We start from the raw sequence: 25,032 nt of genomic DNA, 5'->3' as shown, positions 1-25,032 counted from the left end.
CGTGCACAGCTTGACCTTCACCAAGGGCCACGGCACCCGCAACGACTTCGTGATCGTGCTGGACCGAGAGGACATGCACGACCCGAGTCCGGACGAGGTGCGGGCCGTCTGCGACCGCCGGGCCGGCATCGGCGGCGACGGGCTGCTGCGCGCGGTGAAGGCGGGCCGGATCGCGGAGTGGGATGGCGATCCCGACCTGTGGTTCATGGACTACCGCAACGCCGACGGCTCGGTCGCCGAGATGTGCGGCAACGGGGTCCGGGTCTTCGCCCGCTACCTGGCCGACAACGGGCTGGCCGACGGGCCGGTGATCCCGATCGCGACCCGGTCCGGGGTGCGCGAGGCCACCCTGCTGCCCGACCGCCGGGTCCGGGTGGACGTCGGCACGGTCACCGTCGAACCCGGAGCGGTCAAGGTCACCGCGGCCGGGCTGGACCAGGCCGTGCCGGCCACCAAGGTCGACGTGGGCAATCCGCACGCCGTCGCGTTCGTCGACGATCCGGCGGTCCTCGACCTGACCAGGCCGCCGGTCTGGGAGCCGGCCGAGGCCTTCCCGGCCGGCGTGAACTGCGAATTCGTCCGGATCGTCGGCGAGCGGCACGTGGAGATGCGGGTGTTCGAGCGGGGCGTTGGCGAGACGCTGTCCTGCGGCACCGGCACCGTGGCGGTCGCCGCGGCCGCCGCCGAGCGGGAGGGTGTGGCCGAGCGGCCGGTGACGTACCGGGTGGACGTGCCGGGCGGCACCGTGGAGGTCGAACTGGCCGGCGGCGACGGCGTGGAGCAGGCCTTCCTGACCGGCCCGGCGGTGATCGTCGGCCACGGCGAGTTCACCCTGCCGGAAGGCTGATCCGGCCCGGCCGGCCGAAATCGGTGGTCGGGATTTGCCCCGGCGTGAGAGTCTGGGTTGACGATGACATCAGCCGCAGAGAATCCCCTCGACGACGCGTACGTCGACGACACCGCACCCGAGCCGTACCCCAGTGGCGAGCCTGATCCCGAGGCTGTGGCCGAGGACGAGAGTGGCGGCTACGACGGAGCGCAGTGGGACCTCGAGGACCGGCTGTCGCTCCGCCGCGTGGCCGGGCTCTCCACCGAACTCACCGACGTCACCGAGGTCGAATACCGCCAGCTCCGGCTGGAACGGGTCGTCCTGGTCAGCGTCTGGACCACCGGCAGCGAGGTCGACGCCGAGAACTCGCTGCTCGAGCTCAAGCTGCTGGCCGAGACCGCGGGCTCGGAGATCCTGGAGGGCCTGATCCAGCGCCGCCAGCGGCCGGACCCGGCAACCTACATCGGCCGCGGCAAGGTCGACGAACTGCGCCAGGTCGTGGTGGCCACCGGCGCCGACACGGTGATCTGTGACGGCGAACTGGCCCCGGCTCAGCTGCGCAACCTGGAGGACCGGGTCAAGGTCAAGGTGATCGACCGGACCGCGTTGATCCTGGACATCTTCGCCCAGCACGCGAAGAGCGCCGAGGGCAAGGCGCAGGTCGAGCTGGCCCAGTTGCAGTACCTGAAGCAACGCCTCCGCGGCTGGGGCGGCAACCTGTCCCGGCAGGCCGGCGGACGGGCCAGCGGCGGCGCCGGCATCGGCGGCCGTGGTCCCGGCGAGACGAAGCTGGAGACCGACCGGCGCCGGATCAACAGCCGGATCGCGAAGCTGCGGGCGTCGCTGCGCGACATGGACTCGACCCGGGAGACCAAGCGGGCCGAACGGCGCCGGCACGAGATCCCGTCGGTGGCGATCGTCGGCTACACCAACGCCGGCAAGTCCAGCCTGCTGAACCGACTCACCGGGGCCGGCGTGCTGGTCGAGGACGCGCTGTTCGCGACCCTGGACCCGACCACCCGGCGGGCCGAGACGACCGACGGCCGGGTCTACACGCTGACCGACACCGTCGGTTTCGTCCGGCACCTGCCGCACGACCTGGTCGAGGCGTTCGCGTCGACCCTGGAGGAGTCGGCCCAGGCCGATCTGCTGGTCCACGTCGTGGACGGCTCGGACGCCGATCCGGTCGGTCAGATCAAGGCCGTCCGTACGGTGCTGGGCGACATCGGCGCCGGCAAGGTGGCCGAGTTGATCGTGATCAACAAGGCCGACCGGGCCGAGCCGGACCAGCTGACCACACTGCGCAGCCAGTATCCGGACGCCATGATCGTTTCGGCGCGGACCGGTCGCGGGATCGACGAGCTGCGGGCCCGGGTGGAAGCCGGTCTGCCGCGCCCGGAGATCGAGGTGACCGCCCTGATTCCGTACCAGCGTGGGGATCTGGTCAATCGGATCCATCAGGCCGGCGAGCTCCTCGATGTCGATCACCAGGCCGAGGGCAGCCTGGTCCGGGCCCGCGTGAACGCGCAGCTGGCCGGAATGCTGGAGCCGTATCAGGTGGCTCCGGCCAGCTGAGTTCAGTGCCCTGAGCCTGTCGAAGGGTCGGCTGTCGGCCACGGCCCTTAAGGTTGTCGGGTGGTGGCGGAACCGACGGCGCAGGTACGGGAGAGCGAGACGACGGAACCGGGACACCGGAAGGTGCTCGACGCCGCCGTCTCGGGGATCTCCGGCCAGGAACGTCCCGGCCAGGTGGAGATGGCCGACGCCATCGCCGCAGCGCTGGATTCCGGGCGTCACCTGCTGGTCCAGGCCGGCACCGGCACCGGCAAGTCGCTCGGCTACCTGGCGCCCGCGTTGATCAAGCTCGTCGAGGGATCGGCGACCCGGATCGTGGTCGCGACCGCGACCCTGGCCCTGCAGAGTCAGCTGGCCGACAACGACATCCCGGCCGCGCTGGCGGCGGTCAAGCAGGTGACCGGCAAGCAGCCCCGGCACGCGGTCCTCAAGGGCCGGACCAACTATGCCTGCCTGTACCGGGCGCGCAGCGGGGGAGCGGACGACCAGGCGGCGCTGTTCGGTGTCGACGATCTCGCCGACACCCTGCCGAGCGCCGGGTCGGCGGCCGAGCCGGAGTCCGCGCTCGGGGCCGAGGTGCTGCGGCTGCGGGAGTGGATCGAGGAGGAGCACGACCGGACCGGCCTGGCCGACCGGGACGGCGCGCCGAGCCACTCCGAGCGGGCCTGGCAGCAGGTGTCGATCCCGGTCCGGGAGTGCCTCGGCGTGCAGCGCTGCCCCTACGGCGACTCCTGCTTCGTGGAGCGGTCCCGCGACGTCGCCCGCGCCGCCGACCTGATCGTCACCAACCACGCGCTGCTCGCGATCAACGCTATGCACGGCGAGACCGCGCTGCCCGAGCACGACGCGGTGATCATCGACGAGGCGCACGAGCTGGTGTCTCGGGTGACCGGGGCGGCGTCCGCAGAGCTGAGCCCGCAGGCCATCGAACGGGTCGGCCGGCGCGCCGCCGGGTATCTGGAGGACGAGGTCGCGCTGGACCTGCTCGAGTCGGCGGACGCGCTGCGGGCGGCCCTGGACGAGTCGCCGCTGGAGCGGATCGAGGACCCGGACTCGCCGCTCGGCCTGGCCTGCGCGACGGTACGGACCGCGGCTCGGCGCGCCGTCAGTGACCTGACCAGCGGCGGCGAGAAGGCCGACCCGGAGCAGCGGCAGGCGGCCGCGGCGGTGAAGGAGATCTTCGACATCGCCGAGCGAATGGCCGGGATGAGCCAGTACGACGTGATCTGGGTGACCGAACGGGAACGCACCGGCCGGGAGGCGTGCGTGGCGCCGCTGTCGGTGTCCGGCCTGATGCGGTCCAGCATCTTCGGCGCCCGGACCGTCGTCCTCACCTCGGCGACGCTCAAGCTCGGCGGCGACTTCGGGCCGGTCGCGGCGTCGGTCGGGCTGCGGCCGGAGGAGCGGGACGACTCCGTACCGAACGGGGGCGAGGGCGCGGAGTCCGATGATCGGGAGGGTGAGGATCCAGAGGGGCCCCAGCCGTGGCGCGGGCTCGACGTCGGCTCGCCGTTCGACTATCCGCGGCAGGGCATCCTCTACATTGCCACCGACCTGCCGCCGCCCGGCCGGGACGGGATGGCCGAGCAGACGCTGGCCGAGATCGCCGAACTGGTCTGGGCCGCCGGCGGCCGTACCCTCGGGCTGTTCTCGTCCCGGCGGGCCGCCGAGGCCGCCGCGACGTACGTCCGCAAGCAACTGCCGAAGCAGACGATCCTGTGCCAGGGCGACGCGCAACTGACCGAACTGAAGCGCCGGTTCGTCGCCGAGGAGGAGAGCTCGCTGTTCGGCACGCTGTCGCTGTGGCAGGGCGTCGACGTGCCGGGCGACACCTGCATCCAGGTGATCATCGACCGGATCCCGTTCCCGCGGCCGGACGATCCGCTGCTGCTGGCGCGGCAGCGGTCGGTGGCCGAGGCCGGCGGCAACGGCTTCATGGCGGTGGCCGCAACGCACGCCGCGCTGCTGCTGGCGCAGGGCACCGGGCGGTTGATCCGGCGGATCAGCGACCGCGGCCTGGTCGCCGTCCTTGATCCGCGGCTGGCCACGGCGAGGTACGGAAGCTTCCTGCGCGCCTCGCTGCCGGCGTTCTGGCCGACCCGGGACCGCGAGGTCGCCGTACAGGCGCTGCGCCGGCTGACCACCCCGCCCGGCACGGCCTGACCGTTTCTTCGCGTCAGCGACCGAGCCAGCCGCCGTCGACGGCGAGGATCGCTCCGTGGACGTACCGGGCGGCATCGCTGGCCAGGAACACGGCCGCCCCGGCGACGTCCTCGGCGGTGCCCCACCGGCCGGCCGGGATCCGGTCCAGGATCTGCCGGGACCGCTCCGGATCGTTGCGCAAAGCCACGTTGTTGTCGGTCGCGATGTAGCCGGGCGCGATCGCGTTGACGTTGACCCCGGAGCCGGCCCACTCGTTGGCCAGCGCCTTGGTGAGGCCGACGATCCCATGTTTCGCGGCGGCGTAGCCCGGCACGGTGATGCCGCCCTGGAAGCTCAGCAGGGAGGCGGTGAAGATGATCTTGCCGTAGCCGCGCTCCACCTGCGACCGGCCGATCGGCCGGGTGAGCAGGAACTGGCTGCCGAGATCGGTGGCGAGCACGTGCTCCCAGTCCGCCCGGGTGTGCTCGGCCGCCGGCGCCCGCCGGATCGTTCCGGCGTTGTTGATCAAGATGTCGATCGGCGGGTCGTGCCGGGCCAGCTCCGTACCGAACGCCTCGGCCGCGTCGGCGTCGGACAGGTCGAGCCGGCGGGCGTCGCACCGCCGGCCGAGGGCGGTCACCCGCCGCTCGACCTCGCTGCCGGCGGTCTCGATGGTGGCGCTGACGGCGATGATGTCCGCACCGGCGCGGGCCAGGGCCTCGGCCATCGCGAGCCCGAGACCCCGGTTGGCGCCGGTGACGAGCGCGAGCCGCCCGCTGAGATCGAGCCGGAACCCGGTCATCGCAGGGAGGCGACGGCGACCGCGTCCATGTCCGCGTAGTCCTGGTTCTCCCCGGCCATCGCCCAGATGAACGAGTACGCCCGCGTCCCGGCACCGCTGTGGATCGACCAGCCGGGACTGATCACCGCCTGGTCGTCGGCGACGATGATCGGCCGGGTGTCCTCCGGCGGCCCGGCCAGGTGCACGACATGATCATCTTCGCCGAGCCCGGTGTAGAGGTAGACCTCGGTACGGCGCAGATGGGTGTGCGGCGGCATGGTGTTCCAGACGCTGCCCGGATGCAGCGTCGTCACCCCGAGCACCAGGTTCGCCGAGGCGACGCCGTCGGTGTGGATGTGCCGCCGGATCGTGCGCCGGTTGGCGCGTTCCTGCTCGCCGAGCTCGGTCGCGTGCGCCTTCTCCCGGTCGGCCACCGCGGTCGGGCAGTGCTGATGGGCGGGCGCCGAGACGAGGTAGACCCGTCCCGTTCCGTCGAGCGAGATCTCGCCGGTGCCGAGCCCGACGTAGAGCACGTCCAGCGGATCGAGCCGGTGATCGGTGCCGTCGGTGGTGACCGTGACCGGGCCGCTCAGCGGTACGACGGCCAGCTCCCGGCGGGCGCAGAGCGCCTGGCCGCCCAGCTCGGCCGGTGCGGTGACCGGGCAGGGCGCGCCGGCGAGGGTGACGCCGCCGAGCAGCAGCCGGTCGTCGAGCGAGTTGACCCAGGTCACCCGGTCGGCGTCGAAGAGTCCTTCGACGAGGAACCGGGAACGCACCTCCGTGCTGTCCAGCCGGGCGAACTCGCGGGGATGGGTGGCGGGCAGGATCTTCACGACGCTCCTGAGTTCAGCTGGTCCGGGACGGGGATGCCGAAGCCCGGCTGGTCGGGGACGGTGATCAGGCCGTCCTTGATCAGGTACCGGCCGGTGTCCACGTCGACGGTGTCGCCCGGAACTCCTTCCACGATGGGCACGTTGCCGAGCCCGGCGGCCAGCTGCGCCGCGTACAAGGTCTTCAGCGGCAGTCCCCAGGCATGCGGCGACGCCTGCGCGCCGGCCTTCGCCACCGTCGGCATCAGCCGGCGCCAGGGGGTCAGGCCGTACGAGACGACGTCCATCAGCATCATGTCGAGGGCGCCGTCGGCGGCGATGTCCAGCAGCTTGTCGACGTCGGGATGGGACTCGCCGTCGGCGATCAGCGTCTTCGGGCTGACCCGGTCGAGGTGTTTCCGCAGCGCCGCCAGGTCGGCAGCGCTGTCCAGGAACGGTTCCTCGACCCAATAGAGGTTGCAGTCGGCCACGGCGTCCAGGTAGCGCAGGAAGCCGTCCAGGTCGTAGCCGTCGTTGGCGTCCACCAGAATCCGGGCCTCGGGGTACGCCGCGCGTACCGCCCGGGTCACCGCGATGTCGCGCTCGTCGCCGGTCTCTCGCTCCATCCACCGGTTGCCCCGGCCGATCTTGAGCTTGAAGTCGGTGAACCCGAGGCCGGTGTCGTCGGCACAGTGGCCCAGGACGGCGTCGATGCCGCGCGGCGCGTCGTCCGGGTCCAGGTCGGCGAAGTAGATGCCGCCGTCGTAGCACGGCACCGTCGGCGAGCCGGCGGCGCCGAGCAACGCGTACACGGGCTGGTCCAGGATGACGCCGGCCAGGTCGTGCAGCGCGAAGTCGAGCCACCGGTGCTCGTCCGGGACACCGTCCTCCTCGTCGAACAGGTCACCGACCGGACGGCCGACCACGGTGCCCGGATCGGCCGCCGGGCCGGCGAGGAGTCCCCAGCCGGCCCGGCCGGTGTCGGTCCTGATGATCGCGGCGTCGCTGGTCGGACCGTCGCCGTGGCTGCCCAGCCTGGCGTTACGACCGATCGTGCGCGGATAACGGGTCGTGATCTTGATGGTCTCCACCGAAACGACGGTGTGATCATGAAGGGACATGATGCCTCTCTGCCGGTTGATCATGAACAAGGATGGTCAGCTGCTGAAGTAGGACTGGCACACGTCGATCTGGTAAAAGGGCTGGGCCGGGTCGACCGGCACCGGGACGTTGCGGAAGCGTTCGCTGGCGATGCCGTAGCTGACCGGGGTCAGCACGGTGCCCATCACCCAGAAGTTCTCCTGGGCGATCTTGAGGATCTCCTTGGTCAACTCGACCTGCTTGGCCCGGCCGGTGGTGGCCTTCACCTGGTCGTACAGCTCGAACTGCCGCTTGATCTCGGCCGGCGGCTCCATCGCGTCCTCGCCCTTCGGATCCTCGGACCAGATCGACCAGCCGCGGGCGAAGGTCAGGTAGGCCGGGTCGGGGAAGTACCAGTCCGGCACCTGGGTCGGGTTGAGCCCGCCGTCGCCCTCCCAGGCGTACACGTCGCTGTCGTTGGACTCGTTCTGGGAGGCCAGCAGTGATCGTTCCTGGGGCTGCAGCCGGGCGTCGATGCCGACCTCCTGCCAGTGCTTGCGCACCAGCTCCAGCGTGTCGGACGGCTTCGCGACCGAACCGGCCGCGAACGCCATGTTGAAGGCGATCGGCTTGCCGTCCGGGCCGATCCGCCGGCCCTGCCCGTCCCGTCGGTAGCCGGCCTTGTCGAGGTGCTCGTTGGCCTTGTCGAGATCGAACTCCGTGTACTGCTTGGCGAACGTCTCGTCGTAGAACGGCGACTCCGGCCGGGGCGCGGCCTGCCACGGCTCGCCCTGGCGCTGGTGGGCGACCTGGATGATCTCGTCCCGGTTCAGCGCGTACGACAGCCCGATCCGGAAGTCGAGGTTGTTGAAGATCTCCCGCCGCACCGGGTTCTTGTGGCTGAGGTTGAAGATGATCAACGCATTGTTCATGATCTCCGGGCTGGTGTCGAAGAACCGGTACTTGCCCTTCTCCCGGCCGTCGGCCAGAACGGGCTTGTTCTGCGACGTGTTGAAGTGCCGGAAGTGCATGTCGAACTGGCCGTTCTGGGCCTTGAGCAGCATCACCTCCTCGTCCTGGATGATCGTGAACTCGACCGCGTCGATGTAGGGGAGCTGGTTCCCCTCCGGGTCGGTCTTCCAGTAGTAGGGGTTGCGGACGAAGGTGGTGCTGCCGCCCTCGCCGAGCACGGTGGCCGGGCCCCAGGCGTGCAGCCGCGGCAGCTCCGGGTTCTGCCACACCGCGTTGTACGGGGTGCCCTCGATGCCGCCGCCCTTGCGCCCGAACAGCTCGACCCAGTCCGCGGCGCCCTCCTTCTTCACAAGATCATTGATCTTGGGGTTGTACTTCTTGTGGAACTGCTCCAGATAGTGCTTGGGCTTGGTGACCAGGCCCCCTCCGAGCCCGCTCTCCAGCCACAGCGAGTGCGGCTTGCTCAGGGTGAGGGTGACGGTCAGCTCGTCCACCTTGGTCGCGGTGACCACGGTGTCGCCGAGCACGGACAGTTCCTCGTTGTTGTAGACGTCGTTCTGGGCGAAGACCACGTCGTCGGCGGTGAACGGCGCGCCGTCGGACCAACGCATCCCCTCGCGCAGCTTGAACGTGTACTTGGCGCCGGTGGGGTCGGCCTCGAACGACTCGGCGACGTTCGGCAGCAGCTCGTTCATGTTCGGGTTCCAGCGGACCATCGGCTCGCTGAACAGTTGATCAAGCCAGGCGGCGTCGGCCGGACCGAGCAGGGCGGTCCGCCACTTGCCGCCGTACTGGCCGATCTGCTCGACCGGCGGGATCACGACCGGGGTCTTGGGCAGCCGCTCGGCCAGCGGCGGCAGCTCGCCGGCCTCGACCTGCTTGGCCAGGTCGGGCGCCTGCTGGCCCTGGATGGCGCCGGCCTGTGGATCTTGGTTGCCGGACGACGTCGGCGCGGTGGACAGGAAGCTGCAGCCGGGCAGCGCGGCGGCGGCGACGGTGGCGCCGCCGACCTGGATCAGGCGGCGCCGGGAGAAGGCGGACGGGGGCGTGTGCTGGTTCATGGGACGGGAACCTCTTCTTCGGGGTGGTGAGGCGCGATGCCGGTCAGCTCGAGTTGATCGGCGAAGTGGCAGGCGACCGTACGGTCACCCGGGGTGGCGCCGAGTTCCGGTGACTCGTCGGCGCAGCGCTGCGGCCGGCGGTACGGACAGCGCGTGTGGAATCGGCAGCCGGACGGGGGATGGCCCGGGTCGGGAAGATCCTCGGCGAGGTGCTTGCGCCGGCCCTGGCCACGCAGGTCCGGGTCGGGCCGCGGGACCGAACCGAGCAGCGCCTCCGTGTAGGGATGCCGCGGGGCGCGGAACAGCTCGCGGGTCGGGCCCTGCTCGACGATCCGGCCGAGGTACATCACCGCGGTCCGGTCGCACAGGTACTCAACCACGGAGAGGTCGTGGGAGATGAACAGGTAGGTGAGCCGGAACTCCTCCTGAAGATCACGGAGCAGGTTGAGGATCTGGGCCCGGACCGAGACGTCGAGGGCCGACACCGCCTCGTCCGCGATCACCAGCCGGGGCTGCAGGATCAGCGCCCGCGCGATGTTCACCCGCTGCCGTTCCCCGCCGGAGAAGGCGTGCGGGTAGCGGCGCAGGTAGTCCGGGCGCAGGCCGACCTTGCGGAGCATCTCCGCCACCCGGTCGTCGAGCTCGGAGCCGGTGGCGATCTTGTGCGTGCGGAGCGGCTCGCCGACCAGATCCCGCAGCGTCATCCGCGGATTCAAGGAGGAGAAGGGATCCTGGAAGATCAGCCGTACCTCGCGCTGGTAGTCGCGCAGCGGCTCGCCGCTCAACTCGGCGACCTCGACCGACGACCCGGCCGCCGTGCGGTACTGCATCCGGCCGGACGTCGGCCGGTAACTGCGGACGATGCACCGGCCGAGGGTCGTCTTGCCGCAGCCGGACTCGCCGACCAGGCCCAGCGTCTCGCCCTCGGTGATCGTCAGGTCGACCCCGTCGACCGCTCGGAGCTGGCCGACGGTCCGCTTGAACACGCCCCGCCGGATCGGGAAGGCCATCGACAGGTCGTTGACGGTGAGCAGCGGAGCGGCGGGTACGGACTCGGTCATCGGGTCGCCATCCTCGGGTCCGGACGACCGGCGTCGTCGACGGCCGGGTCGTACAGGTGGCACTGGACCGACGCATCGTCGGCCAGTCGGGTCGTGGCCGGGACGTTCTGCTCGCAGAAGCCGGCGATGGCCGCGTCGCAGCGCGGATGGTACGAGCAGCCGACCGGCCGCCGGCTCGGATGCGGCACCAGGCCGGGGATGGCCTGCAGCCGATGCCGGCGGTCGAGGCCGAAGGTGGGGATCGACCGCAGCAGCGCCCGGGTGTACGGATGCGACGGCTGGTGGAAGATCCGCGACACCGGGCCGTACTCGACCACCTTGCCGAGGTACATCACCGCGACCTCGTCGGCTACCTCGGCCACCACACCGAGGTCGTGGGTGATGAAGAGGATCGACATCGCCAGGTCCTCTTTGAGTTCCAGCAGGAGGTCGAGGATCCGGGCCTGGGTCGTGACGTCGAGCGCGGTAGTGGGTTCGTCGGCGATCAGCAGCGCCGGCTGGCAGGCCAGCGCGATCGCGATCATGGCTCGCTGGCAGAGCCCGCCGGACAACTGGAAGGAATAGGCGTCCATCCGGTCCTCGGGCCGCGGGATCCCGACCCGGGCGCAGTTGCTCGATGCCGCGGTCCCGGGCCTCCCGCTTGGAGACCGGCTGGTGCAGCCGGATCGCCTCGACGATCTGATCACCGATGGTGTGCATCGGCGACAGGGACGCCATCGGCTCCTGGAACACCATCGAGATCTCGTTGCCGCGGATCCGTCGCATCGGTTCGCCGCGCGGGTCCAGTCCGGCCAGGTCGACCGGTTCGCTCGTCCCGTCCCGGGACCAGAGGATCTGCCCGCCGATGTGACGTCCGGGTGGGTCGACGAGCCGGAGCACCGACCGTGCGGTGACCGACTTGCCGCAGCCGGACTCGCCGACCACGCAGACGACGCGGTTGCGGCCCACCGAGAGATTCACCCCGTCGACCGCGGGCACGGTGCCCTCGCTGCCGACGAAGTGCGTCTTGAGGTCGACGATGTCGAGCAGGGGGCGGTCGGAGGTCAGGGCGTTTTCGATCATGAGATGGGCCTCATCGCCGGTAGGGGTCGGCGGCGTCGCGGAGCCCGTCGCCGAGGAAGTTCAGGGACAGTACGGCCACCACGACGGCGAGGCCGGGCACCAGCAGCCAGGGCGCATCGGCCAGCGTGCGTACGTTCTGGGCCTCCTGGAGCAGCACGCCCCAGGACACGACCGGTGCCTGCAGGCCGAGGCCGAGGAAGCTCAGCGCGGTCTCGGCCAAGATCATTCCCGGGATCGAGAGGGTCAGCGAGGCGATCAGGTGGCTGCTGAACGAGGGCAGCATGTGCCGGAAGATCGTCCGGGCCCGCCGGGAGCCGTCCAGCGTCGCGGCCTCGACGAACTGCTCCTCGCGCAGCGACAGGAAGCGCCCGCGGACGACCCGGGCCAGGTCGGTCCAGGCGATCATGGACAGGATGATCGTGATCGCGAAATAGCGGGTCAGTGGACCCCAGTCCGCCGGCAACGCCGCCGCGAGGGCGAGCCAGAGCGGCAGGGTGGGGAAGGACATGAAGAACTCGACGATCCGCTGGATGATCATGTCGGTACGGCCGCCGACGTAGCCGGAGATCCCGCCGAGGGTGACCCCGATCAGGAATGCGATGGCGACCCCGACCAGGCCGATCGACATCGAGATCTGGGTTCCCAAGATCATTCTGGAGAGCAGGTCGTGGCCGGTCCGGTCCGCGCCGAGCAGGAACATCGGCTGGCCCGGCGTCACCGGCCCGATCAGGTGGCGGTCGGCCGGGATGAACCCGAACAGCCGGTACTCCTCGCCCTTGACGAACAACCCGACCGGGATCTTCTGGGTCGGGTCGACCGTGAAGGTCAGTTTCAGCGTCTCCTGGTCCTGCACGCTGGTCAGGCCGTGGACGTACAGGCCGAATTCGGTACGGCCACCGGACGTGTCGACGATGTGCAGCTGCTGCGGCGGCGCGTACGTGTAGCCGGGATCGAGGTGCCCGCTGGAGAACGGGGCCAGGAAGTTCGCGAACAGGGCGATCAGATAGATGATCACGGTGATCACCAGGCCGACGACGGCCATCCGGTGCCGCCGGAAGCTCCAGACCACGAGCTTCCACTGCGGGGCCACCGCGACGACGTCGTCATGATCACGATGCGACGCCGGTTCCTCGGCGACGGCGGTCGCCGACGGGCCGGCCGGTACGGATTCGGGGAGCAGTCGATGTTCAGCCATGGCCGTGCCTCACTCGGGGATCGATCCAGGCCAGCAGGAGGTCGGACAGGAAGGTGCCGATCACCGTGAGCACGCTGACGATGAAGAGCACGCTGCCGGCGAGGTACATGTCCTGGCTGAGCAGGGCCTGCAGCATCACCGGGCCGGTGGTCGGCAGGGACAGCACCTGGGCGACGATCACCTCGCCGGAGATGAGGGCCGGCAGCACCCAGCCGACGGTCGAGATGAACGGGTTGAGCGCCACCCGGAGCGGATACTTGATCACCAGTCGTCGCTCGTGGGCGCCGCGGGCCCGGGCTGCCACCACGTAGGGCTTGCGCAGTTCGTCGAGCAGGTTGGCCCGCAGGATGCGGATCAGCCCCGCGGTGCCGGCGGTGCCGAGCACCACGACCGGCACCCACAGGTGGGAGAACAGGTCCAAGAGCTTGCCCAGATTCCAGTCCGACGCGGCGAACTCGGGGGAGAACAGCCCGCCGAGGTCCTGGCCGAACACCTTGAAGGCGATGAACATCAAGATCAACGCCAGCAGGAAGTTCGGAATCGCCAGCCCGAGGAAGCCCAGCGTGGTGACCGTGTAGTCGCCGATCGAGTACGGCTTGACGGCGGAATAGACGCCGATCGGGAAGGCGACCGCCCAGGTGAAGAGCAGGGTGAGGACCGAGATGCCGATGGTCAGCGGGAGCCGGTCGGCCAGCAGGTCGGCGACCGGCCGGTTCCATTCGAAGGACTGGCCGAAGTCGCCGTGCAGCAGGATGCCGCCGATCCATTTCAGGTACTGCACGTAGATCGGGTCGTTCAGCCCGTACCGCGCCTCGAGTGCCCTCAGCTGGGCCTCGTTGATCGAGTCACCCTGGGAGGCCAGCTGAGCCTGCAGCGCGGTCAGGTAGTCACCCGGCGGCAACTGGATGATCGCGAACGAGGCCACCGAGATCGCCAGCACCGTCACGACCATGAACGCGACCCGGCGTAACAGGTAGGTGATCACAGGACGCCCGGTGCGGGTCCGGGGTCGGTCGCGGTCATCGCACAACTCCTTCGTCGCGGTGTTGTCCACATATGTAGTTTCAATCCTCATATGTAGACTGCTTCCAGAAACTTAGAATGTATGCTCGGTTCCGCACTGTCAACCCCGGTACCTCGGAAGGTGGACCGATGGACTATCGACCGGTCAAGTCGGCCGAACGCGCCATCCGGCTCCTCGAAGTTCTGGCCGCGTCGCCGGAACTGCTCACGCTGCCTGAGCTGCAGGAGCGGCTGGGCTATCCGCGATCGAGCCTGTACGCCCTGGTCCGCACGCTCCGCGACCTCGGCTGGATCGAGTCGGACTCGACCGGATCAGCGTTCGGGATCGGTCCGGACGCGCTGAGTTCCGGCACGGCGTACCTGGACCGGGATCCCGCGACGACGTACGTCGCCAAGGCGTTGGATGCGCTCTCCCGGGAGGTCGAGCATGCGGCCCACTACGCGCGCCGGGACGGTTCGTCCGTGCTCTACCTGGCCAGCCACGACTACGACGACGGGGTCTACTGCGCCTATCAGGTCGGGCGCCGGCGGCCGGCCCACATGACCGCACTCGGCAAGGCGCTGCTCGCCGAGCTCACTCCGGCGGAGGTCGACGAGCTGCTGCCGCAGCGGCTGACGGCCGCGACAGAGCACACGGTGACCGATCGGCGTCAGCTGCACCGCCAGTTGGACCTGGCGCGGGACCGGGGCTGGGCCATGGAACGGGAGGAGGGGGTGCTCGGCATCGCCTGCGTCGCGACCGTCGTCAGTTACCGGATCCCGGCCACCGATGCGATGAGCTGCACGCTTCCGGTCGAGGTGGCCGACGAGCCGGCCGAGCTGGCCAAGGTGACCGACGCCTTGATCGACCATGCCCGGCGGCTGGAGCGCACGCTGCGGGCCGAGGGGATCCGGTAGTCGGGTCGTTCCTGTCCTTGGTTCACGTCTTCGTGATCAAGGACAGCACCCGGAAGTCGATCATGGCGAGCGCCGGACTGCGCGCCTGAGGCGCTGGTGATCAGCCGAGCCGGCGGAGCACGGCGACGACCTTGCCGAGGATCGTGGCGTGGTTGCCGTCGATCGGGTCGTAGGCGGGGTTGTGCGGCATCAGCCAGACCTGGTTGCCGGTCCGCTTGAACGTCTTGACCGTCGCCTCGGTGTCCAGCAGGGCGGCGACGATGTCACCGTTCTCGGCGGTCTGCGCCTTCCGCACCACCACCCAGTCGCCGTCACAGATCGCCGCATCGACCATGGAGTCGCCGCGGACTTCGAGCAGGAAGAGCTCGCCGTCGCCGACCAGCTGGCGGGGCAGCGCGAACACGTCCTGCACCTGCTCCTCGGCCAGGATCGGACCGCCGGCCGCGATCCGGCCCAGCACCGGGACGTGCACCGGTGCCGGGAAGTTGTTGCCGACCTCCGACTCGTCGAACTCGGACTCGGTGGCCGCCGAGACCGGTCGCGCCACCGCGGCAGCGGCCGGGTCGCCCGGCAGCAGCACCTCGAGCGCCCGCGGCCGGTTCGGGTCGCGGCGCAGGAAGCCCTTGGCCTCGAGCACCTTCAACTGGTGCGCGACGCTGGACGAGCTGGCCAGCCCGACCGCGTCACCCATCTCCCGGATGCTCGGCGGATAGCCGCGGGCCTCGACCGTCTCCTTGATGACCTCGAGCACCCGGCGCTGCCGCGGCGTCAGGCCGGCGGCGTCGATCGGGCCGTCCGGCAGCGAGCTCACGGTCGCGCCGAGCTCGGCCGCGACGTCGGCGTCCCGCGGCCGGCCGCGACGGCGCGCCGGGGTGGCCGGGGTCTTCGATGCGTCGTCGGTCGCCCGCGACCGCGTCGCCGCCGGGCCCCGCTTCTTGTCCGATGCCTTGTCGTCGCGCTTCGCCATGCACCTGACAGTAGAGAAGCGGTCCGACAAATTCAAACATCTGTTCGACCGGCGTGTCGGCGGTTCGAACGTCACGTTCGACGATGCCGATGGAGTCCGCCCCCGCTGATCACTCAGGTGCCGAGGTCGTCGGAGCGTCCGGCTTCGATCCGTGACCAGTGTGCGATGGGACGTCCGTTCGTCCGCCAGTGATCGGGGTTCGGCTCGTCACCCCAGGGCTGGGGCCAGCCGTCGGGGGAGTCCTCCCACGTCTCCTGCCGACCGTAGACGGTCATGTCCCACAATCCGATGGTCGGGGCCATGATCTCGACGCCGCGACCGCCGGTGAAGTACGTCTCGAACACTCGCTCGCCGTCGCGAACGTAGGCGACGAGATGGTGACTCTGCCAGTCGCGGGCCTCGAGCAGTTGCGGCGCGGTCTTCTCGACCGAATACCACGGCATTTCCAGGCCCAGGAAGTCCCGGTAGCGGATGCTTTCCTCGTACGGCCCCTTGCAGAGCGCGGCGTACGTGACGTCGCGCGAATGCAGGTACGACAGCTCGCGGACCTGGCAGTTGAAGAACGTGCAGCCCTCACACTGCTCCGCGGCGGATCTGCCGGGCCACCAGGCGTGGTAATAGCCGAGGAGCTGCTTGCGCCCCTCGAAGACGTCGAGGATCGTGACCGGACCGTCGGGTCCGATCACCTCGATCGTGGCGTCGATCTCCACCATCGGCAGCCGACGCCGGGCCGCGGCGATGGCGTCGCCTTCGCGGGTGTGCGCCTTCTCCCGTACCTTCAGTTCTGCCATCTCGGCCATGAAGGTCGCCCGGTCGACCGCTCGTGGCAGGCTCGGTGCTTCGCCGGCGGCGGCCCTCATCCGGTCCGGGGTTGGTGATTCGTCGGTCATGTCGATCTCCTGTGTCGTCGGTGACGGGATCCCGGTCCGCCGACCCGATCCGGCGAGGCGCGGAACTCACGCCTTCTGTCGTCGCCCGGACACGCCACATCGGGGGTGCGTGTCCTCACGCAAGCTACCGCAGCGTGATCAACCGTCTTCCGCGGCGGCCTGTTGGCACCGTGCCCGCCTGGAAGGCGCGACGGGTAGTGACTTTTGTCAGATGGATCGTCGGCCGTGGTTGGTGAGGCCTCCGGTCGAGGCGGACTGTCAGTGGTCGCTGATTGACTCGAATCCATCGGAAGACACACCCGAACACGCGTGCGAATGTGCTTGCTTTCGACGACAACGCAGAGGCATTATCAAACACACGTTCTATCGAACATCAGTTCGAGCTGACAGAGGGAGAAGGCGATGGCGACAGCAGCCTTGATCGCGGATCCGACCCGGACTCGCGTTCGTCGTCCCAGCCGTGGATCGGCCCGGCAGGTCCGGCCGGTCACGCAGCCGGTGACCGCGATCCGCGGCCCGCAGGTCCGGCAGACCCCGGTGGCGGGCGTGCGTTCCTGCCGGGACGCCGGCGTCGTGCCGGTGCGCGACCTGGACGTGCAGTGGCGGCTGACCAACCGGGGGATCGCGGTGATCATGGTCGTCGGGCTGCTGATCGCCGCCGCGGCGCTGACCGTGATCGGGGCGACCGTGGCGCGAGTGACCAGCGACGACTACCGGCCTACGGCCCAGTCGGCCGTTCGCTGACCGGACCGGTCTGCGGGGCCGGCTCGTCGACGACGATCGTCTGCATGAGTTTGTCGGCGAAGGTTTGCCGCTTCTCGTCCCAGAGGGGCCACAGATAGCCGATGTACGCGGCGCCGTCGACGATGTGGACCAGATCTCGCAGGAACGCATAACCCGCGCCGATCGGCTGCCCGGTCTGCTCGCCGATCAACTTGATCTTCATCAACCGCTTGCCGAGTGACTGCCCGGTCCGGCCGGCCGTGATCCACCGGTTGTAGATGTTCCAGCCGAGAGCGATCAACCAGAGCACGACGACAACGACGATCCAGAGCGTGAAGTCGGACAGGTTCGGGCTGTATGTGCCCGAGTTCTGGATGGACGCGAACAAGCTCAAGATCACGTTCACGTAGCCGATCATGAAGAAGATCAGATAGACCATCGACGGAACGGTGTCGATCAGATTCGCCCCGACCCGCTTGCCCCAGGACGCGTAATCCGTGCGGAGCTGCGGTCGCGGCGGAAACGGCAGCGGGTACGGCTGCCCGGCAGCCGGGGCCGGTGGGCCAGGCGGCACCGGTCCGGGTGGTGGCCCGGGCTGCGCGGCGGGTGGTTGACCCTGCGGGGCGAACGCCGGCGGGCCCGGCTGGTACGGCGGAGGTTGATTCGGGGGTGCGGCGGGACCGGACCAGGACTGCTGCGTTGAACTGGGACCAGGGGCGGCCCACGAACTGTCCGGAGCCGTTTGCGGCCCGGCCTGCCACGGCTGATCCGACGCCGGACCGGATCGGGCGTGATCAGAATCGGGTCCCGGCTGCGCGGGTCCCGACCCACGGAACTCCGGCTGGGTCGGTCCGCCCTGGTCGGGCTGGTCCGGAGCCGGGCGTGCCCACGGACTCTCCTGGACCGGCGGCCCGGCCGGACCGGGCGGAGGCGCGTCGGCGGCCGGCCTCGGGCCGGCCCCCGCCAGGCCGGGATCGGAGTCGGAGTCGGGCTGTCGCCCGGGTTCGGTCGGTGGTTGGCTCACCTCGCACCCTCCCGCGTCAGGACGCCGCCGACAATGACGGCTCAGGCAGGGGAGCCTAGCGCCCGTTCCCGTCTGCCTGCGGCGCCTTCGCTCCGCGTCTCGAAGACGGGTCCGGGTGAGGATCCAGGAGCCGTGCCGCCGGCGGACAGTGTCGGTACCGCCTCCTAGGCTCCCGTCATGGACCTGAAGGCCGATCGCGACCTGCCCAGAGCGGCGGGACTCACTGGTGTGTTGATCTCTCCGGAGGGCGCCGCTCCGGAGGGCGGTGTCGTCCTGATCGGCGGCTCCGAGGGAGGCCTGCACGAACGCGATGCGGCGGTCCTGGCGGGCGAGGGCTTCGCCGTTCTCGCGCTGGCCTACTTCGGGGCGCCCGGCGTGCCGCCGGTGCTCAAGAACATTCCGCTGGAGTACTTCTCGCGGGGCGTGCAGTTGCTGCTCGACGGCGGCGTCCGGCGGGTCGGAATCCTCGGTGGTTCACGCGGCGGCGAGGCGGCGCTGCTGGTCGCGAGCCACGATCGGCGGATCGCCGCAGCGGTGAGCGTCGTGGGCAGCGGCGTGGTCACCCAGGGCATCGACTACGGGCTCGGCCCGGTCGACGTGATCATGGCGACGCCGACCGTCGCCTGGACCCTCGGCGGCGCACCGCTCCCGGCGCTGCCGAATCAGGTTTCCGCGGAGTTCGCGGCCGCGGTGGCCGCCGGCGGGCCGGTCGGCCTGGCCACTCAGTACGGGCCGCTGCCGACCGAGCCGGCCGCCCTGGCGGAGATCAGCATCCCGGTCGAACAAAGCGACGCCGCGATCCTATTGATCGCCGGCGAACGCGACGCGATGTGGGACTCCGCCTCCTATCACGCGGTCGCCGCCGCCCGGCTGGAGGCGGCGCGCCATCCGCGTCCCTGGCACCACGTCGTCCTTCCCGGCGCCGGCCACGGGATCGCCGGGCCGCCCGGCGAGCCGATCACGAGCACGGTCTCGCCAGGCCCGGGCGTCAGCTTCGAACTCGGCGGCGACCCGGCCGCGACGACGGCGGCGCGGGCCGAGGCCTGGCACCGCACGGTGCGGTTCCTTCGGGAGCACCTGACCTGACCCCGGACCGGTCCGCTCGCTCGCAGCCGCACCGCTGAGGTGCAGAATGGGCGACATGGTCGGACCCGGAGACAGTCGCACCACTGCGCCCGCCGCTGTGGCCTCACCGTTCCGGGTGACCACCGGACTGAAGTATCTGGGCGGCTTCTTCGGTGGCGGGGTCGCCCTCAGCGCGCTCTACGCGACGACCGGCCAGGGCATCCCGTGCCCGCTCCGGATGCTGACCGGCTGGGAGTGCCCGCTCTGCGGCGGCACGCGGCTCGGCAGCGCGCTGCTGCACGGCGACCTGGTGGCCGCGTTCGCGTACAACCCGCTGATCTTCCTCGGCCTGATCGGCCTCACGGTGGTCGGGGTGCTCTGGGTCGTCGAGGCGCTCGGCGGCCCGAAGGTGCGGCCGCCGGCCAGGCTCGGTGCCCTGCTGAAACGGATGACGGCGACCCGCTGGCTGATCGCCGGTCTGGTGGTCTCGGTGGCGTACCTGCTGCTGCGCAACCTGCTCTGACAGGCCCATACCAGACGTCGAATCCCGCGCTTGTCATTTACCCCCGAAGATCCCTTGCGTGTCGCTCACGTGAGCCCTAGGGTCTAGATGTAGTAGTCAGGGGACGGACCACGGCCCACAGCTAGTGGTAGTCGGGTCCCGGGGAGAGGACAACCAATGCACTGCCCGTACTGCCGACACACCGACTCGAAGGTCTTGGACTCGCGCACCGCGGAGGACGGCTGCAGCATCCGCCGGCGCCGCCAGTGCCCGTTCTGCTCGCGTCGTTTCACCACGATCGAGCAGATGCAGCTCGTCATCGTGAAGCGGAGCGGCGTCGTCGAGCCGTTCAATCGGGACAAGGTCGTTTCCGGGGTTCGTAAGGCCTGCAAGGGGCGGCCGGTCGACGAAACCCAGCTCGCCCGGCTCGGCCAGGTCGTCGAGGACACGCTGCGCGCCTGTGGGCAGTCCGAGATCCCGGCCGACGAGGTCGGCGTGGCCATCCTCGGCCCGCTCCGGGAACTGGACCAGGTCGCGTACCTCCGCTTCGCCAGCGTCTACAAGCAGTACCACTCGCTGGAGGACTTCGAGTCCGAGATCGCGATGCTGCGGATCGAGTCCGAACCGCTCGGCATCGAACCGCTGATCCCGGATCGGGTCGCCGACAACAAGGTCAGCAATTTCACGCCGCACAAGCTCACCCCGGGGCGTACCGAGGCCTGACTGTCAGTCCCTGGGTACAGGATCGGAGGTAGCAGAAGGAAGGACGGACGATGACCGAGCGCACACCAGCCACCGGCACCGAGGCCGGGTCGGCCCCGAAGGGCCTGCGGATCGAGCGGGTGTTCAGCACACCCGGCGTGCACCCGTACTCCGAGGTCACCTGGGAGAGCCGCGACATCGTCCAGACCAACTGGAGGACCGGCGAGGCGATCTTCGAGCAACAGGGCACCGAGTTCCCCGACTTCTGGAGCGCCAACGCATCCACCATCGTCGCGACCAAGTATTTCCGCGGTGCGCTGGGCTCGGCCACCAGGGAGCGGAGCCTCCGGCAACTGATCGATCGCGTGGTGCACACCTACCGCCGGGCCGGTGAGCAGTACCGCTACTTCGCCACGCCGGACGACGCGGAGGCGTTCGAGCACGAACTGACCTGGCTGCTGCTGCACCAGTACTTCTCGTTCAACTCGCCGGTCTGGTTCAACGTCGGCACGCCGGCGCCTCAGCAGGTGTCGGCCTGCTTCATCCTGTCCGTCGACGACACGATGAATTCGATCTTGAACTGGTACCGCGAGGAGGGGCTGATCTTCAAGGGCGGATCCGGCGCCGGGGTCAATCTTTCCAAGATCAGATCCAGCAAGGAACTGCTCAGTTCCGGCGGTACGGCCTCGGGGCCGGTCTCGTTCATGCGCGGGGCGGACGCGAGCGCCGGGACGATCAAGTCCGGCGGCGCGACTCGCCGGGCCGCGAAGATGGTCGTGCTCGATGTCGATCATCCCGATATCGAGGAGTTCGTCGAGACGAAGGCGCGCGAGGAGGAGAAGATCCGCGCGCTCCGCGAGGCCGGCTTCGACATGGATCTCGGCGGCCGCGACATCAGCTCGGTGCAGTACCAGAACGCCAACAACTCGGTCCGGGTCACCGACGAGTTCATGCGCGCCGTCGAGGACGGTACGGAGTTCGGCCTGCGCGCCCGCACCGACGGCCGGGTCGTCGACACCGTGGCCGCCCGCGAACTGTTCGACAAGATCGCCAAGGCTGCCTGGGAGTGCGCCGATCCCGGGCTTCAGTACGACGACACGATCAACGACTGGCACACCAACCCGGAGTCCGGCCGGATCAACGCGTCTAACCCTTGTTCGGAATTTCTGAGCCTCGACAACAGCAGTTGTAATCTGGCCAGCCTGAACCTGATCAAGTTCCTGGCCGACGACGGGACGTTCGACGGGGAGCGGTTCGAGCGGGCGGTGGAGTTGATCATCACCGCGATGGACATCTCGATCTGCTTCGCCGACTTCCCGACCGAGGCGATCGGGCAGATCACACGGGACTTCCGCCAGCTCGGCATCGGGTACGCCAACCTGGGCGCGCTGCTGATGGCCACCGGCCACGGCTACGACACCGAGGGCGGGCGCGCGCTCGCCGCCGCGATCACATCGCTGATGACGGGCGCCTCGTACCATCGCTCGGCCGAGCTGGCCGGCGCCGTCGGCCCGTACGCCGGCTTCGCGCGGAACGCCGAGGCGCACCGCCGGGTGATGCGCAAGCACCAGGCCGCCAACGACGCGCTGCGGCCGGTCGGGTCGCTGGACGCGTCCGTGCAGAAGCGGGCGACGGCCGCCTGGGACGCGGTGATCAAGACCGGCGAGGTCAACGGGTTCCGCAACGCGCAGGCGAGCCTGCTGGCGCCGACCGGGACGATCAGCTTCATGATGGACTGCGACACGACCGGAATCGAGCCGGACTTCTCGCTGGTCAAGTTCAAGAAGCTGGTCGGCGGCGGCTCGCTGCAGATCGTCAACCAGACGGTGCCGCGCGCGTTGCGCAAGCTCGGCTACGCCGAGGAGACGGCCGAGGCGATCGTGGAATACATCGCCGAGCACGGCCACGTGATCGACGCGCCCGGGCTGCGGCCGGAGCACTACGAGGTGTTCGACACGGCGATGGGGGAGCGGGCGATCAGGCCGATGGGCCATGTCCGGATGATGGCCGCGGTGCAGCCGTTCCTGTCCGGCGCGATCTCCAAGACGGTGAACCTGCCCGAGTCCGCGACGGTCGAGGAGATCGCCGAGGTCTACCTGCAGGGTTGGAAACTCGGGCTCAAGGCGCTGGCCGTCTACCGGGACAACTGCAAGGTCGGTCAGCCGCTCAGCGGCGGCAGGACGAAGGCGAAGGACGCGCCGGCCGAACAGACCATGATCGAATACCGGCCGATCCGCAAGCGGCTGCCGAAGACCCGGCCGAGCCTGACCACGTCGTTCTCGGTCGGCGGCGCCGAGGGCTACATGACCTCGGGTTCGTACCCGGACGACGGGCTCGGCGAGGTGTTCCTCAAGCTCGGCAAGCAGGGCTCGACCCTGGCCGGCGTGATGGACGCGTTCTCGATCGCCGTGTCGATCGGCCTGCAGTACGGGGTCCCGCTGGAGACGTTCATCCAGAAGTTCACCAACCTGAAGTTCGAGCCGGCCGGCCTGACGGACGACAAGGACATCCGGATGGCGCAGTCGATCATGGACTACATCTTCCGCCGGCTGGCCCTTGATCATCTGTCGTTCGAGCGCCGTGCCGAGCTCGGCATCTACACCGCCGAGGAACGCGCCCGCCAGGTCGAGACCGGCTCCTACCTGCCAGCCGACGACTCGGTCAGCGAGTCGGAGTCGTTGAAGAGTACGGACACCGAGGCCGGGCCGGCCGCGACCCCGGCCGACCCGAACGTCCACACGACGGCCGAACTGGTCGAGTCGATCTCCGGCACCAGCGTCGACGCCCCGCTCTGCTTCAGCTGCGGGACGAAGATGCGGCCCAGCGGCAGCTGCTACGTCTGCGAGGGGTGCGGCTCGACCAGCGGTTGCAGTTGATCTTCGACGCGCTCAGACGAACCGGACGGAGTCGAACGACACGGTGCCCGGCTCGAGGCCGGTCCCGGGATCGATCCGAAGCTGCCGGATTCGGCCCGTCCAGCCGGGGTTGCCGCCCAGATCGATCCGGTAGGTGTGAAAGTCGCTGTCCCCGGTCGACATCGTCGCGGTCACCGACTTGCTCGCGGAATAGGTCGGGTCGTCGTCGGAGATGAAGAAGACCTGTACCTGCGGGTCGGTGGTGTGGTTCCGCACCGTGATCTCCACAGCGCGATACTCGCTGCTGGACAACCCGAGGAGGTCCGGCGAGACAATGCCGGGATCCGACCGGGTGATGGCCACGTGGAGAGCACCGTCCCGCACCGTGACCTGTGCATTCCGGATGGTCCAGTTCTCCAGGTCGTCGTCGCGGTCGAAGGTCCAGGACGTCTCATCGCGGGACGGATAGGGGTGGGGCGCGATGGCAAGATCATCTTCGCCGTCGGTGAGCAGCAGGGTCCAGCCGAACGTCTGGGAATCGAAGGCCACCCGGTCGAACGACTCGAGCAACCGCCGGACGTCGGCGTTGCCGGGATACTCCCGGTGCGCGATCTCGTACAGGGGGAGCAGGCCGTAGTCGACGCTGCTCCGCCAGTAGTAGCCGGTCCGCGCGTTCGAGTTCCCGGTCAGGAGAAACTCGGAATAGAACGTGAAGGGGAGTTCGAGATTCTCGCCGTTCGGCCCGGTGTAGGCGAACCAGTCCCGTCCGAGGCGATTGTTCTTCAGCAATTCGGCCTGCAGCACCAGGAACCGGAAATGGATGTGGGCGTAGTGCAGACCCTTGCCGGCTGCGGTGCGATAACGGTCCCAGATCTCACCGGCCTCCGGCGCCGGCGCGCCCTGCGTCAGGGTCACGTCCTTCCACCAGACGTCTCCGGGTCCACCCGACCCGAAATCCCGGGGCATGATGATCACCCCGTCGATGAGCTCCTTGAGATCGCGGGGATTCTCGGGGTGCTGGACGGCCTCCTGCACCAGCCGGTGGTCGCCGGTCGCCAGTCCGATGGCCAGGAAGCCGAGGTTCTGGGCACCGAGGTGATTGTTGAAATACTGCCGGTCGAGCCACGGCGGCTCGTAGCGCACCGGTTCGGTGATCGTTCCCGACTCCCAGATCTCCAGGCTCCGACGGATCGGCGTGATCATGTGCGCGAACCAGCGGCGGATGAGGTCCCGTTCGCCCGGCGGGGTTTCGTCCCACACCAGGGCATGCCCGTCGGCGAAGATCGGCAGCACCCGCCCCAGGACGAGCCCGGCCGAGTGCGGCTCCTGTTGCCCCGGGTACGGTGCCTCGAGCGCGTCCGCGGCCCAGAGCCGCAGGATCTCCCTCGCCTTGTCCGCGTACCGTTCCTCGTCGGTGATCCGGTACGCGAGCGCCAGGCTGCGGACGTCCTGGGCGTGCGACTTGGCCAGGCTGAACCAGGCCTCGTGGTGCGCCAGTTGCTCCGGCACATACGTCCGCCCGAGCGCGGCATCGGCCGCGTCCTTCGTCCTCAGCCACGCTCCGTGGAACGGAGCGAGCCGCTGATCGACCCGCCGCCTGGCTCGGCGGACCTTCGCCTCCGTCGTGAACAGCACCGGCCGCCACTCGGCCGGCCGCTCCTCGACCGGCGCCGCCGGGACCTCGAGCCCGAGCGCGGCGCCGGCTCCGACGGCGCCGGCTCCCAACATCACGGACCGCCGCGAAATGATCATCAGCTCTCCCTCGAATCTCCTCGGGCCACGCTGACCGTAACCGTCGGATCAGCCGGCGCCCATGA

The 25,032-nt window shown here is 69.5% G+C and carries 20 protein-coding genes and 2 pseudogenes; 9 read left to right on the top strand and 13 right to left on the bottom strand.

What is annotated here, in order from left to right; genetic code table 11:
• The first annotated feature begins 1 nt into the window (after position 1).
• The 3 genes from dapF (at position 2) to BKA15_RS03190 (ending at position 4,567) form a co-directional block, all read left to right on the top strand.
• Entirely contained in the window at positions 2-847 is an 846-nt protein-coding gene (dapF, locus tag BKA15_RS03200) for a diaminopimelate epimerase (RefSeq protein ID WP_312878801.1), read from the top strand.
• A 63-nt stretch (positions 848-910) separates the two neighbouring features.
• Complete coding sequence (gene hflX / locus BKA15_RS03195) at positions 911-2,404, top strand: GTPase HflX (RefSeq protein WP_179748064.1); 1,494 nt, start codon at positions 911-913, stop codon at positions 2,402-2,404.
• A 63-nt stretch (positions 2,405-2,467) separates the two neighbouring features.
• Complete coding sequence (locus BKA15_RS03190) at positions 2,468-4,567, top strand: ATP-dependent DNA helicase (RefSeq protein ID WP_376766786.1); 2,100 nt, start codon at positions 2,468-2,470, stop codon at positions 4,565-4,567.
• A gap of 13 nt (positions 4,568-4,580) precedes the next feature.
• On the opposite strand, the gene BKA15_RS03185 is transcribed toward BKA15_RS03190, so the two are convergent.
• The 9 genes and pseudogenes from BKA15_RS03185 to BKA15_RS03150 all read right to left on the bottom strand — a co-directional run bounded on the left by BKA15_RS03185 (position 4,581) and on the right by BKA15_RS03150 (position 13,552).
• Positions 4,581-5,348, bottom strand: a complete 768-nt coding sequence (locus BKA15_RS03185; RefSeq protein ID WP_179748063.1) for an SDR family oxidoreductase — start codon at positions 5,346-5,348, stop codon at positions 4,581-4,583.
• A complete protein-coding gene (gene kduI / locus BKA15_RS03180) occupies positions 5,345-6,160 on the bottom strand; it encodes a 5-dehydro-4-deoxy-D-glucuronate isomerase (RefSeq protein ID WP_179748062.1) in 816 nt (271 codons plus the stop codon). Before kduI ends, BKA15_RS03185 begins: the two co-directional genes overlap by 4 nt.
• The gene (locus BKA15_RS03175) at positions 6,157-7,257 is read right to left on the bottom strand and encodes a mandelate racemase/muconate lactonizing enzyme family protein (protein ID WP_179748061.1); all 1,101 of its coding nucleotides are present in this window, start codon (positions 7,255-7,257) and stop codon (positions 6,157-6,159) included. Before BKA15_RS03175 ends, kduI begins: the two co-directional genes overlap by 4 nt.
• Before the next feature lie 36 nt (positions 7,258-7,293).
• Positions 7,294-9,249, bottom strand: a complete 1,956-nt coding sequence (locus tag BKA15_RS03170; RefSeq protein WP_179748060.1) for an ABC transporter substrate-binding protein — start codon at positions 9,247-9,249, stop codon at positions 7,294-7,296.
• Positions 9,246-10,283 (bottom strand): annotated as a pseudogene (locus tag BKA15_RS03165) (ABC transporter ATP-binding protein); the annotation flags it as partial. The pseudogene BKA15_RS03165 and the gene BKA15_RS03170, both read right to left, overlap by 4 nt.
• Positions 10,284-10,306: 23 nt before the next feature.
• Positions 10,307-10,882 carry an oligopeptide/dipeptide ABC transporter ATP-binding protein gene (locus BKA15_RS36225; RefSeq protein ID WP_281385374.1) on the bottom strand — a complete coding sequence of 192 codons (576 nt, stop codon included), beginning with the start codon at positions 10,880-10,882 and terminating at the stop codon, positions 10,307-10,309.
• A gap of 103 nt (positions 10,883-10,985) precedes the next feature.
• A pseudogene (locus BKA15_RS35235) lies at positions 10,986-11,372 on the bottom strand (ATP-binding cassette domain-containing protein); the annotation flags it as partial.
• A gap of 10 nt (positions 11,373-11,382) precedes the next feature.
• Positions 11,383-12,567 carry an ABC transporter permease gene (locus BKA15_RS03155; protein WP_179748058.1) on the bottom strand — a complete coding sequence of 395 codons (1,185 nt, stop codon included), beginning with the start codon at positions 12,565-12,567 and terminating at the stop codon, positions 11,383-11,385.
• Positions 12,560-13,552, bottom strand: a complete 993-nt coding sequence (locus BKA15_RS03150) for an ABC transporter permease (protein ID WP_179748057.1) — start codon at positions 13,550-13,552, stop codon at positions 12,560-12,562. The genes BKA15_RS03155 and BKA15_RS03150 overlap by 8 nt, the downstream gene beginning before the upstream one ends.
• Before the next feature lie 167 nt (positions 13,553-13,719).
• Here BKA15_RS03150 and BKA15_RS03145 point away from each other — a divergent pair, with 167 nt between their 5' ends.
• Positions 13,720-14,487, top strand: a complete 768-nt coding sequence (locus tag BKA15_RS03145; RefSeq protein WP_179748056.1) for an IclR family transcriptional regulator — start codon at positions 13,720-13,722, stop codon at positions 14,485-14,487.
• 100 nt (positions 14,488-14,587) lie between these two features.
• Here the strand turns inward: BKA15_RS03145 and lexA are convergent, their stop codons facing one another.
• Positions 14,588-15,454, bottom strand: a complete 867-nt coding sequence (gene lexA / locus BKA15_RS03140; RefSeq protein ID WP_179748055.1) for a transcriptional repressor LexA — start codon at positions 15,452-15,454, stop codon at positions 14,588-14,590.
• A gap of 113 nt (positions 15,455-15,567) precedes the next feature.
• Entirely contained in the window at positions 15,568-16,344 is a 777-nt protein-coding gene (locus BKA15_RS03135; protein ID WP_179748054.1) for a DUF899 family protein, read from the bottom strand.
• A 402-nt stretch (positions 16,345-16,746) separates the two neighbouring features.
• Between BKA15_RS03135 and BKA15_RS03130 the strand changes: the two genes are divergently transcribed.
• Positions 16,747-17,088, top strand: a complete 342-nt coding sequence (locus tag BKA15_RS03130; protein ID WP_179748053.1) for a hypothetical protein — start codon at positions 16,747-16,749, stop codon at positions 17,086-17,088.
• Here BKA15_RS03130 and BKA15_RS03125 read toward each other — a convergent pair.
• Positions 17,063-17,641, bottom strand: a complete 579-nt coding sequence (locus BKA15_RS03125; RefSeq protein WP_179748052.1) for an RDD family protein — start codon at positions 17,639-17,641, stop codon at positions 17,063-17,065. The genes BKA15_RS03130 and BKA15_RS03125 overlap by 26 nt on opposite strands.
• Before the next feature lie 627 nt (positions 17,642-18,268).
• Here BKA15_RS03125 and BKA15_RS03120 point away from each other — a divergent pair.
• From BKA15_RS03120 to BKA15_RS03105, 4 genes are all read left to right on the top strand, one after another.
• Positions 18,269-19,177 carry an acyl-CoA thioester hydrolase/BAAT C-terminal domain-containing protein gene (locus BKA15_RS03120; RefSeq protein ID WP_179748051.1) on the top strand — a complete coding sequence of 303 codons (909 nt, stop codon included), beginning with the start codon at positions 18,269-18,271 and terminating at the stop codon, positions 19,175-19,177.
• 55 nt (positions 19,178-19,232) lie between these two features.
• Positions 19,233-19,679 carry a DUF2752 domain-containing protein gene (locus BKA15_RS34750; RefSeq protein ID WP_218871039.1) on the top strand — a complete coding sequence of 149 codons (447 nt, stop codon included), beginning with the start codon at positions 19,233-19,235 and terminating at the stop codon, positions 19,677-19,679.
• A gap of 156 nt (positions 19,680-19,835) precedes the next feature.
• Positions 19,836-20,381 carry a transcriptional regulator NrdR gene (gene nrdR / locus BKA15_RS03110; protein WP_179748050.1) on the top strand — a complete coding sequence of 182 codons (546 nt, stop codon included), beginning with the start codon at positions 19,836-19,838 and terminating at the stop codon, positions 20,379-20,381.
• A gap of 50 nt (positions 20,382-20,431) precedes the next feature.
• Positions 20,432-23,236, top strand: a complete 2,805-nt coding sequence (locus BKA15_RS03105) for a vitamin B12-dependent ribonucleotide reductase (RefSeq protein WP_179748049.1) — start codon at positions 20,432-20,434, stop codon at positions 23,234-23,236.
• 12 nt (positions 23,237-23,248) lie between these two features.
• Here BKA15_RS03105 and BKA15_RS03100 read toward each other — a convergent pair whose 3' ends face one another.
• Positions 23,249-24,967: an alginate lyase family protein gene (locus BKA15_RS03100; RefSeq protein WP_179748048.1), complete on the bottom strand. Its 1,719-nt coding sequence runs from the start codon at positions 24,965-24,967 to the stop codon at positions 23,249-23,251.
• Positions 24,968-25,032 lie beyond the last annotated feature (65 nt).

The organism is Microlunatus parietis, assembly GCF_013407955.1.
GTDB classification, from domain to species: Bacteria; Actinomycetota; Actinomycetes; order Propionibacteriales; family Propionibacteriaceae; genus Microlunatus; species Microlunatus parietis.
The sequence above is the reverse complement of the archived record's forward strand: the minus strand, read 5'-3'. Positions and strand labels throughout refer to the sequence as shown.

Bases quoted from the DNA above. Each gene is read 5' to 3' on its own strand.
- hflX (WP_179748064.1), top strand. From the start codon at position 911: ATGACATCAGCCGCAGAGAATCCCCTCGACGACGCGTACGTCGACGAC.
- BKA15_RS03185 (WP_179748063.1), bottom strand. From the start codon at position 5,348: ATGACCGGGTTCCGGCTCGATCTCAGCGGGCGGCTCGCGCTCGTCACC.
- BKA15_RS03175 (WP_179748061.1), bottom strand. From the start codon at position 7,257: ATGTCCCTTCATGATCACACCGTCGTTTCGGTGGAGACCATCAAGATC.
- BKA15_RS03170 (WP_179748060.1), bottom strand. From the start codon at position 9,249: ATGAACCAGCACACGCCCCCGTCCGCCTTCTCCCGGCGCCGCCTGATC.
- BKA15_RS36225 (WP_281385374.1), bottom strand. From the start codon at position 10,882: ATGGACGCCTATTCCTTCCAGTTGTCCGGCGGGCTCTGCCAGCGAGCC.
- BKA15_RS03155 (WP_179748058.1), bottom strand. From the start codon at position 12,567: ATGGCTGAACATCGACTGCTCCCCGAATCCGTACCGGCCGGCCCGTCG.
- BKA15_RS03145 (WP_179748056.1), top strand. From the start codon at position 13,720: ATGGACTATCGACCGGTCAAGTCGGCCGAACGCGCCATCCGGCTCCTC.
- lexA (WP_179748055.1), bottom strand. From the start codon at position 15,454: ATGGCGAAGCGCGACGACAAGGCATCGGACAAGAAGCGGGGCCCGGCG.
- BKA15_RS03135 (WP_179748054.1), bottom strand. From the start codon at position 16,344: ATGACCGACGAATCACCAACCCCGGACCGGATGAGGGCCGCCGCCGGC.
- BKA15_RS03130 (WP_179748053.1), top strand. From the start codon at position 16,747: ATGGCGACAGCAGCCTTGATCGCGGATCCGACCCGGACTCGCGTTCGT.
- BKA15_RS03120 (WP_179748051.1), top strand. From the start codon at position 18,269: ATGGACCTGAAGGCCGATCGCGACCTGCCCAGAGCGGCGGGACTCACT.
- BKA15_RS34750 (WP_218871039.1), top strand. From the start codon at position 19,233: ATGGTCGGACCCGGAGACAGTCGCACCACTGCGCCCGCCGCTGTGGCC.
- nrdR (WP_179748050.1), top strand. From the start codon at position 19,836: ATGCACTGCCCGTACTGCCGACACACCGACTCGAAGGTCTTGGACTCG.
- BKA15_RS03105 (WP_179748049.1), top strand. From the start codon at position 20,432: ATGACCGAGCGCACACCAGCCACCGGCACCGAGGCCGGGTCGGCCCCG.
- BKA15_RS03100 (WP_179748048.1), bottom strand. From the start codon at position 24,967: ATGATCATTTCGCGGCGGTCCGTGATGTTGGGAGCCGGCGCCGTCGGA.